The sequence below is a fragment of the Stenotrophomonas sp. S39 genome, from assembly GCF_016624665.1.
Taxonomy (GTDB): Bacteria; Pseudomonadota; Gammaproteobacteria; order Xanthomonadales; family Xanthomonadaceae; genus Stenotrophomonas.
This window is the reverse complement of the sequence record NZ_JACVTT010000028.1, coordinates 1-14,116: the sequence shown is the minus strand read 5'-3', so window position 1 is coordinate 14,116 and position 14,116 is coordinate 1. Positions and strand designations below refer to the sequence as shown.

The 14,116-nt window shown below is 67.6% G+C and carries 15 protein-coding genes; 14 read left to right on the top strand and 1 reads right to left on the bottom strand.

Annotation, left to right across the window (positions count from 1 at the left end; genetic code table 11):
• The first annotated feature begins 21 nt into the window (after nucleotides 1–21).
• Nucleotides 22–1,860, top strand: coding sequence for a glycosyltransferase family 39 protein (locus tag IAE41_RS09500; RefSeq protein ID WP_200732945.1), 1,839 nt, complete (start codon nucleotides 22–24; stop codon nucleotides 1,858–1,860).
• Between the two features lie 90 nt (nucleotides 1,861–1,950).
• Here IAE41_RS09500 and IAE41_RS09495 read toward each other — a convergent pair whose 3' ends face one another.
• The gene (locus IAE41_RS09495; RefSeq protein ID WP_200732944.1) at nucleotides 1,951–2,523 is read right to left on the bottom strand and encodes a Maf family nucleotide pyrophosphatase; all 573 of its coding nucleotides are present in this window, start codon (nucleotides 2,521–2,523) and stop codon (nucleotides 1,951–1,953) included.
• A 114-nt stretch (nucleotides 2,524–2,637) separates the two neighbouring features.
• On the opposite strand from IAE41_RS09495, the gene IAE41_RS09490 reads away from it, so the two are divergent.
• From IAE41_RS09490 to IAE41_RS09430, 13 genes are all read left to right on the top strand, one after another.
• Nucleotides 2,638–3,147, top strand: a complete 510-nt coding sequence (locus IAE41_RS09490) for a YceD family protein (protein WP_200732943.1) — start codon at nucleotides 2,638–2,640, stop codon at nucleotides 3,145–3,147.
• Between the two features lie 116 nt (nucleotides 3,148–3,263).
• On the top strand, nucleotides 3,264–3,458 hold the full coding sequence (gene rpmF, locus IAE41_RS09485; RefSeq protein ID WP_004154640.1) for a 50S ribosomal protein L32: 195 nt from the start codon (nucleotides 3,264–3,266) through the stop codon (nucleotides 3,456–3,458).
• Between the two features lie 91 nt (nucleotides 3,459–3,549).
• Nucleotides 3,550–4,530 carry a beta-ketoacyl-ACP synthase III gene (locus IAE41_RS09480; protein ID WP_079220841.1) on the top strand — a complete coding sequence of 327 codons (981 nt, stop codon included), beginning with the start codon at nucleotides 3,550–3,552 and terminating at the stop codon, nucleotides 4,528–4,530.
• 74 nt (nucleotides 4,531–4,604) lie between these two features.
• Nucleotides 4,605–5,387 carry a serine/threonine protein phosphatase gene (locus IAE41_RS09475; protein WP_200732942.1) on the top strand — a complete coding sequence of 261 codons (783 nt, stop codon included), beginning with the start codon at nucleotides 4,605–4,607 and terminating at the stop codon, nucleotides 5,385–5,387.
• A gap of 187 nt (nucleotides 5,388–5,574) precedes the next feature.
• Entirely contained in the window at nucleotides 5,575–6,519 is a 945-nt protein-coding gene (gene fabD / locus IAE41_RS09470; protein WP_079220843.1) for an ACP S-malonyltransferase, read from the top strand.
• An 81-nt stretch (nucleotides 6,520–6,600) separates the two neighbouring features.
• Nucleotides 6,601–7,344: a 3-oxoacyl-ACP reductase FabG gene (fabG, locus tag IAE41_RS09465; RefSeq protein WP_079220844.1), complete on the top strand. Its 744-nt coding sequence runs from the start codon at nucleotides 6,601–6,603 to the stop codon at nucleotides 7,342–7,344.
• Nucleotides 7,345–7,497: 153 nt separating this feature from the next.
• Nucleotides 7,498–7,737, top strand: a complete 240-nt coding sequence (acpP, locus tag IAE41_RS09460; protein ID WP_005415509.1) for an acyl carrier protein — start codon at nucleotides 7,498–7,500, stop codon at nucleotides 7,735–7,737.
• 141 nt (nucleotides 7,738–7,878) lie between these two features.
• Entirely contained in the window at nucleotides 7,879–9,141 is a 1,263-nt protein-coding gene (gene fabF, locus IAE41_RS09455; RefSeq protein WP_200732941.1) for a beta-ketoacyl-ACP synthase II, read from the top strand.
• A 213-nt stretch (nucleotides 9,142–9,354) separates the two neighbouring features.
• Nucleotides 9,355–10,719: an aminodeoxychorismate synthase component I gene (locus IAE41_RS09450; RefSeq protein WP_200732972.1), complete on the top strand. Its 1,365-nt coding sequence runs from the start codon at nucleotides 9,355–9,357 to the stop codon at nucleotides 10,717–10,719.
• Nucleotides 10,720–11,008: 289 nt separating this feature from the next.
• A complete protein-coding gene (mltG, locus tag IAE41_RS09445; protein ID WP_200732940.1) occupies nucleotides 11,009–12,070 on the top strand; it encodes an endolytic transglycosylase MltG in 1,062 nt (353 codons plus the stop codon).
• Nucleotides 12,067–12,732, top strand: coding sequence for a dTMP kinase (gene tmk, locus IAE41_RS09440; RefSeq protein WP_079220847.1), 666 nt, complete (start codon nucleotides 12,067–12,069; stop codon nucleotides 12,730–12,732). Before mltG ends, tmk begins: the two co-directional genes overlap by 4 nt.
• Nucleotides 12,729–13,685, top strand: coding sequence for a DNA polymerase III subunit delta' (locus tag IAE41_RS09435; protein ID WP_200732939.1), 957 nt, complete (start codon nucleotides 12,729–12,731; stop codon nucleotides 13,683–13,685). The genes tmk and IAE41_RS09435 overlap by 4 nt, the downstream gene beginning before the upstream one ends.
• On the top strand, nucleotides 13,682–14,035 hold the full coding sequence (locus IAE41_RS09430; protein WP_079220849.1) for a PilZ domain-containing protein: 354 nt from the start codon (nucleotides 13,682–13,684) through the stop codon (nucleotides 14,033–14,035). The genes IAE41_RS09435 and IAE41_RS09430 overlap by 4 nt, the downstream gene beginning before the upstream one ends.
• The last annotated feature ends 81 nt before the right edge of the window (nucleotides 14,036–14,116 follow it).

Below are 14,116 nucleotides of genomic sequence, written 5' to 3'. Positions count from 1 at the left end.
TTCGATTCTATCCATAGAGCAATGCAGGGCGAACAACGCGCACGCACGATTTTTCTCTGGTTGTGGACGCTGGTCACAGCGGCCAAGCTGCTTGTGGCCGCACGTCTGCCTTTGTTCGTGGACGAAGCGTTCTACTGGCAGGAAGGCCAGCACCTGGCCGCCGCGTACTCCGACCTGCCCGGGCTGACCGCGTGGCTGGCGCGCCTGGGCGTGGAGATCGGCGGCCATCACGTGCTGGCACTGCGTCTTCCGTTCCTGGCCATCGGCGCCCTGTTGCCACTGCTGGTCATGCGCATCGCCACGCGCTGGTTCGGCAACGTGGCTGGCTGGCAGGCGGGCAGCCTGACCCTGCTGATGCCGTTGTCGGCCACCCTGGGCCTGCTGGCCGTGCCCGATGTGCCGATGGCACTGGCCGCTGTGCTGTGCCTGGATGCCGGTGCACGCCTGCTGCGCAACGTCGATGCGTCCTCGGCCATCATGCTGGGCCTTGGCCTGCTGATCGGCGCGCTCAGCCATTACCGCTTCATCGGCGTGATCGGCGTCGGCTTCATCGCGCTGCTGGCACTGCCGCAGGGCCGGCGGATGCTGACCGACCCGCGCGTGTGGGTGGCGCTGGCGGTGGGCGTGCTGGCCTGGTTGCCGCTGCTGGCCTGGAATGCCGACAACCATGATGCCGGCCTGAAATTCCAGGTGGTCGAGCGCCATCCCTGGGCGTTCGAGTGGCGCGGCCTGTGGTTCCTGGTCATCCAGCCGATGCTGGTCACGCCCATCCTGTGCATCGCGATGTGGAAAGTGGCGCTGGCCGGTACGCGCAGTGGTGGGGGCGCGCGCGTGCAGTGGCGCTACTTCGGCCTGGTCGGTGGCGTTTCCACCCTGGGCATCTTCCTGCTGGGCTTCTTCACCGATGTCGAGCGCATCAGCTTCCACTGGCCGCTGCCCGGCTACCTGGCGCTGCTGGTGGCGGTGCCGGTGGTGCTCAACGGCTGGCCGCGCTGGCTGCGCCGTACCGGCTGGTGGCTGGCCGGCATCGGCATGGCGCTGTCCTTCGGCTATTACCTGATGGCATCCACGCCCTCGCTGCGCGAGCAGCTGGCCGGTGACAAGTGCTACCCGCGCAACTTCGCCGGCTGGGAGCCGCTGGCGGCCGCCGTGCGCGACGAACTGGCACAGATGCCGGAAGGCACGCGCGTGCTGGCCGGCAACTTCAAGGTGGGTGCCGAGCTCGGCTTCCAGCTGGGCGACGCCGATATCCTGGTGCTGCCGCACCCGCTGAACGACAAGCACGGGCGCACCGCGCAGCTGGCGCAGTGGGGCCAGGTGCATGAAGGCGAGCGCAGCGGGCCGATGCTGCTGGTGCTGTCGCCCAGCGACCAGCGCTTCCGCGATCTGGTGCCGCGCTACCACGCGGTGTGCGCGCAGGTCGGGCCGCTGCCGCCGCCGCGGGTGGTCAGCAACGATCACGGTTTCCAGCGCTTCCTGCTGTTCCGCCTGCCTGCGCAGCGTGCCGAGGGCGAGTGCGTGACGCCAGCGGTGGCCTATCTCGATTCGCCGGGCAATGGCGAAGCGGTGTCGGGCACGTTGGCGGTGAAGGGGTGGGCGTTCAAGGACGGCATCGGCCTGGCGCGCGTGGAAGTGCTGGTGGACGGGCAGCCGGTGGGCGATGCCCAGTACGGCCGCGAGCTCGACATCCGCCCGATGTGGCCGATGTCCAACGACCCGCAGCATCCGAATGCCGGCTTCGATGCCAGCGTGGAGACGCTGGGGCTGTCACCCGGCCGGCATTGGCTGGGACTGCGCCTGCACGGCCGCGATGGCAGCGTGGAGGACTGGCAGGAACAGCCGTTCGAGGTGGGTCGGTAGCTCTTGTAGAGTCGAGCTTGCTCGACTGCCTTGAACATCCAGTCGAGCAAGCTCGACTCTACGAAGAGGTAGCCGAGCATGGGCTCGGCTCTACGGCACTGCGAACCCGGCCCGGCGCAGCAGCGCACACAGGGCAATCAGCGGCAGGCCGACCAGGGCGGTGGGATCGCGGTTGTCGATCGCCTCGAACAGGCTGATACCCAGGCCTTCGCACTTGAAGCTGCCGGCGCAGTCCAGCGGTTGTTCGGCGGCCACGTAGCGGGCAATTTCCCCGGCCTGCAGCGGGCGGAAGCGCACTTCGGTCAGGTCCATCGCCGCAAACGATTCTCCATCGCGCGTGAGACTGATGGCTGTATGGAAGCGCACCGTCTGCCCGGCCATCGCCGCCAGCTGCGCGCAGGCGGCCTCGACCGTGCCGGGCTTGCCCAGCGGCTGTCCATTCAGGTCCGCCACCTGGTCCGAGCCGATCACCCACGCGCCGGGGTGCCGTGCGGCGACCTCGGCAGCCTTCGCGGCCGCCAACCGTCCGGCCAGGGCCAGCGGTGCCTCGCCGGCCTGCGGGGTCTCGTCCACCTCCGGGCGTGCGCAGTCGAAGGGCAGGCCGAGGCGCTGCAGCAGCTCGCGGCGGTAGCGGGAGGTGGAGGCCAGGAGCAGGGCAGGCATGCGACAATTCCGGGGCAGGGCGCGGCAGTCTGGCCCGGCATCGGCGCTGCCAGCAAGCCCCTGTATGGCGGGCATTTGACAGCGGCGGTCCCGATCCTTAGTATTCAGCGGCTTATGTCCGCGAACGTGCCCGAAACGCTGGATGCTTGGCGGATGGTCGTAGCGCGAAGGCGCTTCGACGGCCAGGTCTCTTTGGCTGATTTGACTCGCCTGCAAGGGTTGGTCGCCGATACCGACGGTGAGTGCAATTACTCGCTTGAATTCGGTCGCGACGACATCTTGCGGGTATCCTATGTGGAACTGACCATCGATACCGCGTTGCCGCTGACCTGTCAGCGCAGCATGCAGCGATTCCTGTTGCCGGTGAAGATGACCCAGAGGCTTGGCCTGATCCGCGACGAGGACGAGGAATCGTCCCTGCCCGAGGAGTACGAGGCGTTGCTGGTGCCGGAAGATGGGCAGCTGCGTCCGCTGGATCTGGTCGAAGATGAATTGGTGCTGGCGGTACCGGTGGTGCCGCTGTCGCCGGACGGTGAGGCAGTCAACAGGGACTGGGCACCGACCGAAGAAGAAACGAAGCAGGCCAACCCGTTTGCGGCGTTGGCGGCACTGAAGAAAGAGTAAAAGCATTAGCAGCCGGATTGTCGTCGGCGGCTGCGGCGAAAGCGAAAGTGTGCTGGGCGCTGGCGTCCTGCGCGACGATACGACGAAGCAAATCGAACCGAGTTTGGAGCAATCCCATGGCTGTCCAGAAATCCCGTGTCACCCCGTCCCGCCGCGGTATGCGCCGTGCGCATGACGCCCTGAGCGCCAAGCAGCTGTCGACCGACCCGACCACCGGCGAAGTGCACCTGCGTCACCACATCACTGCTGACGGTTTCTACCGCGGCAAGAAGGTCATCCAGACCAAGACCTCGGCCGTCGAAGAAGATTGATGTGCCGGAAGGCCGCTGCCCCCAAGGCAGCGGCCTTTGCCTTCTTCCCCGGGCATGCCGGTGATCGGCAGCCTGCGCAACAGGAAACATGATGAGCAAGCGGATCTACTCGAGGATCGCGGGCACCGGTAGCTATTTGCCGGAAAAAGTCCTGACCAACGCCGACCTGGAAAAAATGGTCGAAACCTCGGATGAGTGGATTCAGTCGCGCACCGGTATTCGTGAACGGCACATCGCGGCCGAAGGCGAAACCACCAGCGACCTCGGCTACCACGCCGCGGTGCGTGCGCTTGAAGCGGCCGGTATCGACGCTTCCCAGCTCGACATGATCGTGGTCGGTACGACCACCCCTGACCTTATTTTCCCGTCCACCGCGTGCCTGATCCAGGCCAAGCTCGGTGCGTCGGGCTGCCCCGCCTTCGACGTCAACGCGGCCTGCTCGGGCTTCGTGTTCGCGCTCAGCGTGGCCGACAAGTTCATCCGTTCCGGTGACGCCCGCCATGTGCTGGTGATCGGCGCCGAAACGCTGACCCGCATCGTCGACTGGGAAGACCGCACCACCTGCGTGCTGTTCGGCGACGGTGCCGGCGCGGTCGTGCTCAAGGCCGACGAAGAAACCGGCATCCTCAGCACCCACCTGCATTCCGATGGCAGCAAGAAAGAGCTGCTGTGGAACCCGGTCGGCGTGTCGGTCGGTTTCAAGGATGGCAGCGGCAACGGCGGCGGCACCATCAACATGAAGGGCAACGACGTGTTCAAGTACGCCGTCAAGGCGCTGGACTCGGTCGTGGACGAAACCCTGGAGGCCAATGGCCTGGGGAAGTCCGACCTGGATTGGCTGATTCCGCACCAGGCCAACCTGCGCATCATCGAAGCCACCGCCAAGCGGCTGGACATGTCGATGGACCAGGTCGTGGTCACCGTCGACCGCCACGGCAACACCTCCTCCGGCTCGGTGCCGCTGGCGCTGGACGCCGCGGTGCGTTCGGGCAAGGTCGAGCGCGGCCAGCTGCTGCTGCTGGAAGCCTTCGGTGGCGGCTTCACGTGGGGTTCGGCCCTGCTGCGCTATTGATAGCGTAGTTACGACAACGTGAAGTCTGTCGTTACGGCCCCTCTGGGGCCGTAACGCGTTTCAGGAGATCCGTCATGGTTGAGCCCATCGTCATTGAAGGGCAGCGCGCCTGGCTGAAGCAGTACGGCAAGGGAAGCCGCGCATTCGCCTTGGGCCTGCTCAATTTCATCGCCCGCCGCTTCCACCTCGATGCCCTGCGTCCGCCGCCGCACCGCGGGGGAGATGCTGCGTGCAAAACCGAGGCGCGCCGCCTGGGCGAGCTGCACGCGCAGGGCGTCAACGTGCCCGAAGTGATCGGCAGCGGCCACGCCGCGCTGGTGATCGGCGACAACGGCGGGTCCTTCAATACCTGCCTGCGCGAAGCCGATGACGCAGGTCGTGACCGGCTGGTGGCGGCGGCCATGAAGGCGCTCGCCGAGGCCCATGGCCGTGGCGCGTATTTCGGCCAGCCGGTGCCACGCAACCTCACCTGGGACGGGCAGAACGTGGGCTTCATCGATTTCGAGGAAGACCCGCTGGAAGTGATGGACCTGGCCGAGGCCCAGGCGCGCGACTGGCTGATGTTCGGCTATGGCGTGGCCAAGTATTACGCCGACCGGCCGCAGCACCTGCAGGCGATGATGGCCGAGGCCATGAATGGCGTGCAGGCGCCGGTGCGCGCGCACGTGCATTCGGTCAGTGGCCGGCTGCAGGGCCTGGCCCGGGTCTGCATGAAGCTGGGCCGCTCGGCCCGCGCGCTGGCGCAGTCGATCTTCATCACCCACGGCGCCACCACGCTGGGCCTGCTCATGGTGGTGGGGCTGTGCGTGGACTGGTTCGCCGATGGCGAGCTGGACGTCCTGCAGCTGTTCTGCTGATTGCATCCGCCGGGCATGGCCCGGCGCTACCCCAAACCGTTCGCCGGGCATGGCCCGGCGCTACCCCCAACCGTTCGCCGGGCATGGCCCGGCGGACTCCATACGCCCTGCATACGCGCACGTACAGACGACACGGGGGATTCGCCCTTATCATGGCCCGCTTCGATTGCAACAAGCGGATGACCGCGTGACCGTATCCACCCTCGCATTTGTCTTCCCCGGTCAGGGCTCGCAGTCCGTGGGCATGCTGGCCGAGCTGGCCGAGCTGCACCCGCAGGTGCGTGAAGCCTTCACCGAAGCATCCGATGGTGCCGGCGTCGACCTGTGGGCGCTGTCCCAGGGTGGCCCGGAGGAAATGCTCAACCGTACCGAATACACCCAGCCGGCCCTGCTGGCCGCAAGCATCGGCGCATGGCGCGCCTGGAACGCCGCAGGCGGTCCGCGCCCGTCGGTCCTGGCTGGCCACAGCCTGGGCGAATACACCGCGCTGGTCGCTGCCGGCGCACTGAGCCTGCATGACGGTGCGCACCTGGTGCGCCTGCGCGGCCAGCTGATGCAGGAAGCCGCGCCGGCCGGCGTTGGTGCCATGGCCGCTGTGCTCGGTGCCGAGGACCAGCTGGTGCTGGACGTCTGCGCCGAAGCGGCGGGCAGCCAGATCGTGGTGCCGGCCAACTTCAACTCGCCGGGCCAGATCGTCATCGGTGGCGACGCTGCCGCGGTCGATCGCGCGCTGGCGCTGCTGGCCGAAAAGGGCGTGCGCAAGGCGGTGAAGCTGGCCGTCAGCGTGCCCTCGCACACCCCGCTGATGCGCGAAGCCGCCAACCGCCTGGCCGAAGTGATGGCCGGCCTGTCCTGGCAGGCACCGCAGCTGCCGGTGGTGCAGAACGTCGATGCCAAGGTGCATGACGGCGTCGATGCCATCCGTACCGCGCTGGTGCAGCAGCTGTACCAGCCGGTGCAGTGGACCGGTTGCGTGCAGGCCCTGGCCGCCCGTGGCATCACCCAGATCGCCGAGTGCGGCCCGGGCAAGGTGCTTACCGGCCTTATCAAGCGCATCGACAAGTCCATCGACGGCCGTTCCCTGGCCACCCCGGGCGACTTCGAAGGCGCCCGCGAGGCGTGGTCGGCCTGATCCCCCTGTTCCTGCCGACCGTGCCGGTGGCCGCTGCAAGCGGCACGGGCGCGGTCGCTGCCCACGTTTGAGGACAACATCATGAGCAAGCCCCTGCAGGGTGAAATCGCACTGGTCACTGGCGCCAGCCGTGGCATTGGTGCCGCCATCGCCGATCTGCTGGCCGCCCAGGGCGCCACCGTCATCGGTACCGCCACCACCGAATCCGGCGCTGCCGCGATCGGCGAGCGCCTGGCGGCCCACGGCGGCCACGGCCGCGCGCTGAACGTCACCGACGCTGCCGCCCTGGACAGCGTGCTGGACGGCATCGCCAAGGAATTCGGCGCCATCTCGATCCTGGTCAACAACGCCGGCATCACCCGCGACAACCTGCTGATGCGCATGAAGGAAGACGATTGGGCGTCGATCATCGACACCAACCTGACCAGCGTGTTCCGCACCAGCAAGGCGGTCATGCGCGGCATGATGAAGGCGCGCAAGGGCCGCATCATCAACATCGCATCGGTGGTGGGCGTGACCGGCAATGCCGGCCAGGCCAACTACGCCGCGGCCAAGGCCGGCATCATCGGTTTCAGCAAGTCGCTGGCCAAGGAAATCGGCTCACGCGGCGTCACCGTCAATGTCGTCGCCCCCGGCTTCATCGACACCGACATGACCAAGGCGCTGCCGGAAGAAGCCCGCACCGCCCTGATCAACGACATCGCCCTCGAACGCCTCGGTTCGCCGGAAGACATCGCCCATGCGGTGGCCTTCCTGGCCAGCCCGGCGGCCGGCTACATCACCGGCGAAACCCTCCATGTGAACGGCGGCATGTACATGCCGTAAGCAAGGGGCGCACGGATTGCGCCGCAAGTGGTTGATCTGCTGGGTTTTTTGCACCTATGCAAGGCCCCGCCGGTTTCCACTACACTATCCCACGGCCATCGCCATCCGATGGCGACCACTTTTGAACCACTACTCCATCTGGAGCGATACCCCATGAGCACCATCGAAGAACGCGTCAAGAAAATCGTCGTCGAACAGCTTGGCGTCAAGGAAGAAGAAGTCACCAACAGCGCATCGTTCGTCGATGACCTGGGCGCTGACTCGCTGGACACCGTTGAGCTGGTGATGGCCCTGGAAGAAGAGTTCGAGTGCGAGATCCCGGACGAAGAAGCCGAGAAGATCAGCACCGTGCAGGCCGCCATCGACTACATCAAGGCCCACGTCAAGGCCTGATGTCAGACGGCAGTGCGCGCGCGGGTTCCGCTCGCCGCGCACCGCACCCCATGGGGCCGCAGTTGCGGCCCCGTGTGTTTGAGCATCACATCGAAGCAAACCGAGTTGCCCGTTGACATCATCGGGTCAGGAGAATCAGCAATGAAGCGTCGCGTCGTCGTAACCGGCCTGGGTATCGTCTCGCCGTTGGGCAATGATCTGGCCAGCAGCTGGGAAGGCATCACCCAGGGTCGTTCGGGCATCGGTCCGCTGACCAACGTTTCTGATGCCTACCTGGATCGGTTCACCACCAAGATTGCAGGTGAGGTCAAGGGCTTTGACATCACCGCCGACAACGAACTGTTCGGCAAGTACCGGGTCAGCGGCAAGGATGCCAAGAAGATGGACCCGTTCATCCATTACGGCCTCGGTGCCTCCTTCATGGCCCTGCATGATGCAGGCCTGGAGATCACCGAAGCCAACGCCGAGCGCATCGGCGCGATCGTCGGCGCCGGCATCGGCGGCCTGCTGGGTATCGAAGAGCAGACCATCGATTTCCACGAGGGCAAGAAGATCTCGCCCTTCTACGTGCCCAAGACCATCATCAACATGCTGCCGGGCCAGCTGAGCATCATCACCGGCCTGAAGGGTCCGTCGTTCTCGGCGGTCTCGGCGTGCGCAACCTCGAACCATTCGATCGGTACCGCGATGCGCATGATCCAGTACGGCGATGCCGACGTGATGGTGGCCGGTGGCGCCGAGCGCGGTTCCTCGCCGACCGCCCTGGGCGGCTTCTGCGCGATGAAGGCCATGAGCACCCGCAACGACGCTCCGGAACAGGCCTCGCGCCCGTGGGACAAGGACCGCGACGGCTTCGTGCTGGGTGACGGCGCCGGCATCCTGGTGCTGGAAGAGTACGAACACGCCAAGGCCCGTGGCGCGAAGATCTACTGCGAACTGGCCGGCTTCGGCGCGAGCTCCGACGCGTACCACATGACCGCGCCGAGCGAGAACGGCGAAGGCGCCGCCCGCTGCATGGCCATGGCCATGCGCGACGCCGGCGTGACCCCGGAACAGGTCGGTTACCTCAACGCACACGGCACCTCCACGCCGCTGGGCGACCTGGGCGAAACCATGGCCATGAAGGCCGCCTTCGGCGACCACGCCTACAAGATGATGGTCAGCTCCACCAAGTCGATGACCGGCCACCTGCTGGGTGCCGCTGGCGGCGTGGAAGCGATCTTCTCGGTAATGGCGCTGCAGGACAACGTCATCCCGCCGACCATCAACCTGGAACAGCCGGGCGAAGGCTGCGACCTGGATTACGTGCCCAACGAAGCACGCCAGGCCAAGGTCGACGTGGTGATGTCGAATGGTTTTGGCTTCGGCGGCACCAACGGCACGCTGATCTTCAAGCGCGTCTGACCAACGTGTGGCGCCGGGCCATTGCCCGGCACCGCCTTGGTAGAGTCGACTGTCAGTCGACTGCCTTTCGATCCGCCGCGGTGATCGTTGATGGGAAAGCAGTCGACTGACAGTCGACTCTACCTATCGGCAATCCGGCAAACGGATCAACGCCGTGCATCACGGAGCCGCCGCAAGGCGGCTTCCGTGCATCTGAACCCCGAACTGGCCGCCATGACCCACGCCCCGCTGATCCAACCGCTGCCGCACCCGATCGACCTGCTGGCCCTGCAGCAGCACGACCCGGCGCGCTTCCCGCTGCTGATGGAATCCACCGCCTCGGGCACTGCCCAGGGCCGCTGGAGCCTGCTGCTGGCCGCGCAGGGCGACAGCCTGCGGCTGGACGCCGACGGCCAGGTGCGCGACCAGCACGACGCCGTACACGCCGGCAGCTTCCTGCAGGTGCTGGACCGCGCCTGGCAGGCCGCGCGCCTGCCGCATGACGGCAGCCACAGCCTGCCGTTCCGCGGCGGCTGGGCGCTGATGCTCGATTACGAAGTGGCCAGCCAGATTGAAACCGTGCTGCCAGCGCGCGCGCGCGACGACGGCCGCCCGACCGCACTGGCCCTGCGCTGCCCGGCGGCCGTGCTGCACGACCACGAGAACGATGCCAGCTTCGTCATCGCCGAAGCGGGCGAACAGGCGCTGCTGGATGCGCTGCTGGCACAGGCCTCGGCCGTGCTGCCCAACGCCGGGCAGGATTGGCAGCCCCCGCAGTCGGTGGGCGAGGACGCGCCGCAGCGCTTCACCGACGGCGTGCGTCGGGTGATCGAGTACCTGCGCGCGGGCGATGTGTTCCAGGTGAACCTGTCGCGGCGCTGGAGCGCGCAGTTCGCCGCGCCGGTCAGCCCGCAGGCGCTGTACGCGCAGTTGCGCCGCGCCAATCCCGCACCGTTCGCGGGCCTGTTCACCGCGCATGGCCGTCACGTGGTCAGCTCCTCGCCGGAGCGGCTGGTGTCGGTGCATGCCGGCCACGCGCAGACCCGGCCGATTGCCGGCACCCGCCCGCGCTTTGAAGGCGACGATGATGCCGCGCGCATCCAGGAGCTGGTCGGCCACCCCAAGGAGCGTGCCGAGCACGTGATGCTGATCGACCTGGAGCGCAACGACCTGGGCCGCATCTGCCTGCCCGGTACTGTGGTCGTCGATGAACTGATGACCGTGGAAAGCTATGCCCACGTGCACCACATCGTCAGCAACGTCAGCGGCCACCTGCGGCCCGAGGTGACCCCGGGCGAGGTGATCGCCGCGACCTTCCCGGGTGGCACCATCACCGGCTGCCCCAAGGTGCGCTGCATGCAGATCATCAGCGAACTTGAACAGGTGCCGCGCGGTGCCTATACCGGCGCATTTGGCTGGCTGAACCGCGACGGCGACCTGGACCTGAACATCCTGATCCGCACCGCCGAAGTGGATGGGCATGAGGTGAGCTTCCGCACCGGTGCCGGCATCGTGGTCGACTCGGACCCGGACAAGGAACTGGACGAGACCCGCGCCAAGGCCCGCGGCCTGCTGCGGGCGCTGGGCCAGCAGGGGTAATCGATCGCCCCCCGCCGGGCATGGCTGGTGGGTGCCGACCGTTGGTCGGCACAGACGCCCCATGGTCCCGGTGGGTGCCGACCGTTGGTCGGCACGGACGCCTGGCATGGCTTGTGGTGGGTGCCGACCGTTGGTCGGCACGGACGCCCCCACGGCCGGTCATCCACGCATGGCGTGGATCTGCTGGTAGGTGCCGACCGTTGGTCGGCACGCAGACGCCACCCCGGTCATGACCCCACGCCACCCGGCACGGTATCCTGCACGGCGGAATCGCATTCAGAGGTAGTCCATGGCGGGAGCCAAGCGCGGGTGTCTGTTCGTGGTAACGCTGGTGGTGGTGCTGGGCGCCGTCCTCGCCGGCGTGGGCGCGTGGTTCTTCTACCAGCAGGGCCAGTTCGCCGACCGCCACATCACCCCGTCCGCCGAGAGCGTGGTCATCGCCAGCGGCGATGGCATGAACACCGTGCTGCGCAAGCTGCGCGATGCCGGTGTGGATGAAGGCCAGGACACCCAGTGGCAGCTGCTGGCCCGCCAGCTCGATGCCGCCGGCAAGCTGAAGGTGGGCGAGTACGCGCTGGACAGCAGCCTGACCCCGCGCGAGCTGCTGCTGCGCATGCGCGCCGGCAAGGTGCTGCAGCACCGCGTCACCATTGTCGAAGGCTGGAACATCCGCCAGGTGCGCGCTGCACTCAAGCGTGCCGAGCCGCTGCTGCACACCACCGATACCCTGGATGACGCCGCGCTGATGCAGCGCCTGGGCTTCGGCGGCCAGCATCCGGAAGGCCGCTTCCTGCCGGAAACCTACGTCTACCAGCGCGGCGACAGTGACATGGACGTGCTCAAGCGCGCCCATGCCGCGATGGAAAAGGCGCTGGACGAGGCCTGGGAAAGCCGCGCCGCCGACCTGCCGATCAACAGCCCGTATGAACTGCTGACGATCGCCTCGATCATCGAAAAGGAAACCGCGCTGGCCAGCGAGCGCCCGCAGATTGCCGGGGTGTTCATGCGCCGCCTGAAGATCGGCATGCGCCTGCAGACCGATCCCACCGTCATCTACGGCATCGGTACGGCCTACGACGGCAACATCCGCCGCCGCGACCTGACCACCGATACGCCCTACAACACCTACACCCGTGCCGGCCTGACCCCGACCCCGATCGCCATGCCCAGCCGCGATGCGCTGATGGCGGCCGCCCAGCCGGCGGCGGGCGATGCGCTGTACTTCGTCGCCGTAGGCGATGGCAGTGGCGCGCACGTGTTCTCGCCCAGCCTGGACCAGCACAACGCCGCCGTAGCCCGCTACCTGCAGCAGCTGCGCCAGCAACGCACCAAGGAGACCCCGGCGCAATGAGTTCCGCGCTGCTTCGCCACCCGCGTTTCGTCAGCCTGGAAGGCGGCGAGGGCGCGGGCAAGACCACCGCCATCAACGCCATCCGCGATTGCCTGCGCAGCCACGGCCACGAGGTCGTGCTGACCCGCGAGCCGGGCGGTACGCCGCTGGCCGAGCGCATCCGCGGCCTGGTGCTGAAGCCCGACGCCGAGATCGCCGCCGAACCGTTGAGTGCCGAAGCCGAGCTGCTGCTGGTGTTTGCCGCGCGTGCCCAGCACGTGCGCCAGGTCATCCAGCCGGCACTGCAGCGCGGCGCCTACGTGCTGAGCGATCGCTTCACCGATTCCAGCTACGCCTACCAGGGCGGTGGCCGTGGCCTGGACCCGCAGTGGATTGCCGACCTGGAGCGTCGTGCCGTCGGCCTGCTGCCGGGCCTGACCCTGCTGCTGGATGTGGACGTGGCCGTGGGCCGCGCCCGCGCCAATGGCCGCGACCTGTGGCCGGACCGCATTGAAAGCGAGCAGGACGATTTCTTCCAGCGCGTGCGCGAGGTGTTCCGCAGCCGCGCCCAGCAGGACCCGAAGCGCTTTGCGCTGATCGATGCCGGCCAGGTGCAGGAACGCGTGGCCGCCGATGTGGTGGCCAGCGTCGAGCGCTGGTTGCAGGCCGGGGAGGGCGCATGAGCAGTTTCTCGCCCTGGCAGCAGCGCGCCTTCGACCAGACCGTGGCCGCACTGGATGCCGACCGGCTGGGGCATGGCCTGCTGATCTGCGGCCCGGCCGGGCTGGGCAAGCGTGAGGTGGCGCTGGCCCTTGCCGACCACGTGCTGGCCCGTGGCGATGCCGCGCACGCCACGCGTACGCGCCAGCTGATCGCCGCCGGTACGCATCCGGACCTGCAGCTGGTCAGCTTCATCCCGAACAAGAGCGGCGACAAGCTGCGCACCGAGATCGTCATCGAGCAGGTGCGCGAGATCACCAACAAGCTGGCGCTGACCCCGCAGTACGGCGTGGCGCAGGTGGTGATCGTCGACCCGGCCGATGCCATCAACCGCTCGGCCGCCAACGCCCTGCTGAAGACCCTGGAAGAACCGCAGCCCGGCCGCTACCTGTGGCTGATCAGCAGCGACCCGGCGCGCCTGCCGCAGACCGTGCGCAGCCGCTGCCAGCGCCTGGAATTCAAGCTGCCGCCGCGCGATGAAGCCATGGCGTGGCTGCAGCAGCAGGGCCACAGCGAAGCCTCCGCGCGCGAAGCGCTGGATGCGGCGCGCGGCCACCCCGGCCAGGCCGACAACTGGCTGCGCGAAGACAGCCTGAGCCTGCGCCGCGACGTCGGCCGCGAGCTGGAACAACTGGCCGCCGGCAAGGCCGGTGCGGTGGAGCTGGCGCAGAAGTGGTGCGGCGATGAAAACGCGGCGCTGCGCCTGCGCTTTGCCGCCGATCTGGCGCTGGCCCAGGCCAGCACCGACGCCTTGACCGCGCCGGACCGATTGCACAAGCTTGCAGCGTGGTTCGATGCTGCCAACCGCACCCGCGACCTGCTGCGCACCACCGTGCGTGCAGACCTTGCGGTGGTCGAGTTGCTGCTGGCCTGGAACAAGGTGAACGAGCGGCCTGCCGCAAGGGGAAATCGATGAGTGCCAGCAACGCCCGCCAGGGCATCCTGTCCCTGGCTGTAAAGGACAAAGCCGCGCTGTACAGCGCGTACATGCCGTTCGTGAAGAATGGCGGCATCTTCGTGCCCACGCCCAAGCGCTACTTCCTGGGCGACGAGGTGTTCCTGCTGCTGACGCTGCCCGATTCCAGCGAGCGCCTGCCGGTGGCCGGCAAGGTGATCTGGGTGACCCCGGCCGGCGCACAGGGCAACCGCGTGGCCGGCATCGGCGTGCAGCTGGCCGACGGCCAGGAAGGCGAGAACGTGCGCCACAAGATCGAGACCCTGCTGGCTGGCCTGACCAGCTCGGACAAGCCGACGCACACGATGTAACGGGGCGCGATCGCCGCCCCTGGTAGCGCCCGGCCCAGCCCCGCGGGGCGCGCGGAACCCGGCGGGTTCCACCGGGATTTG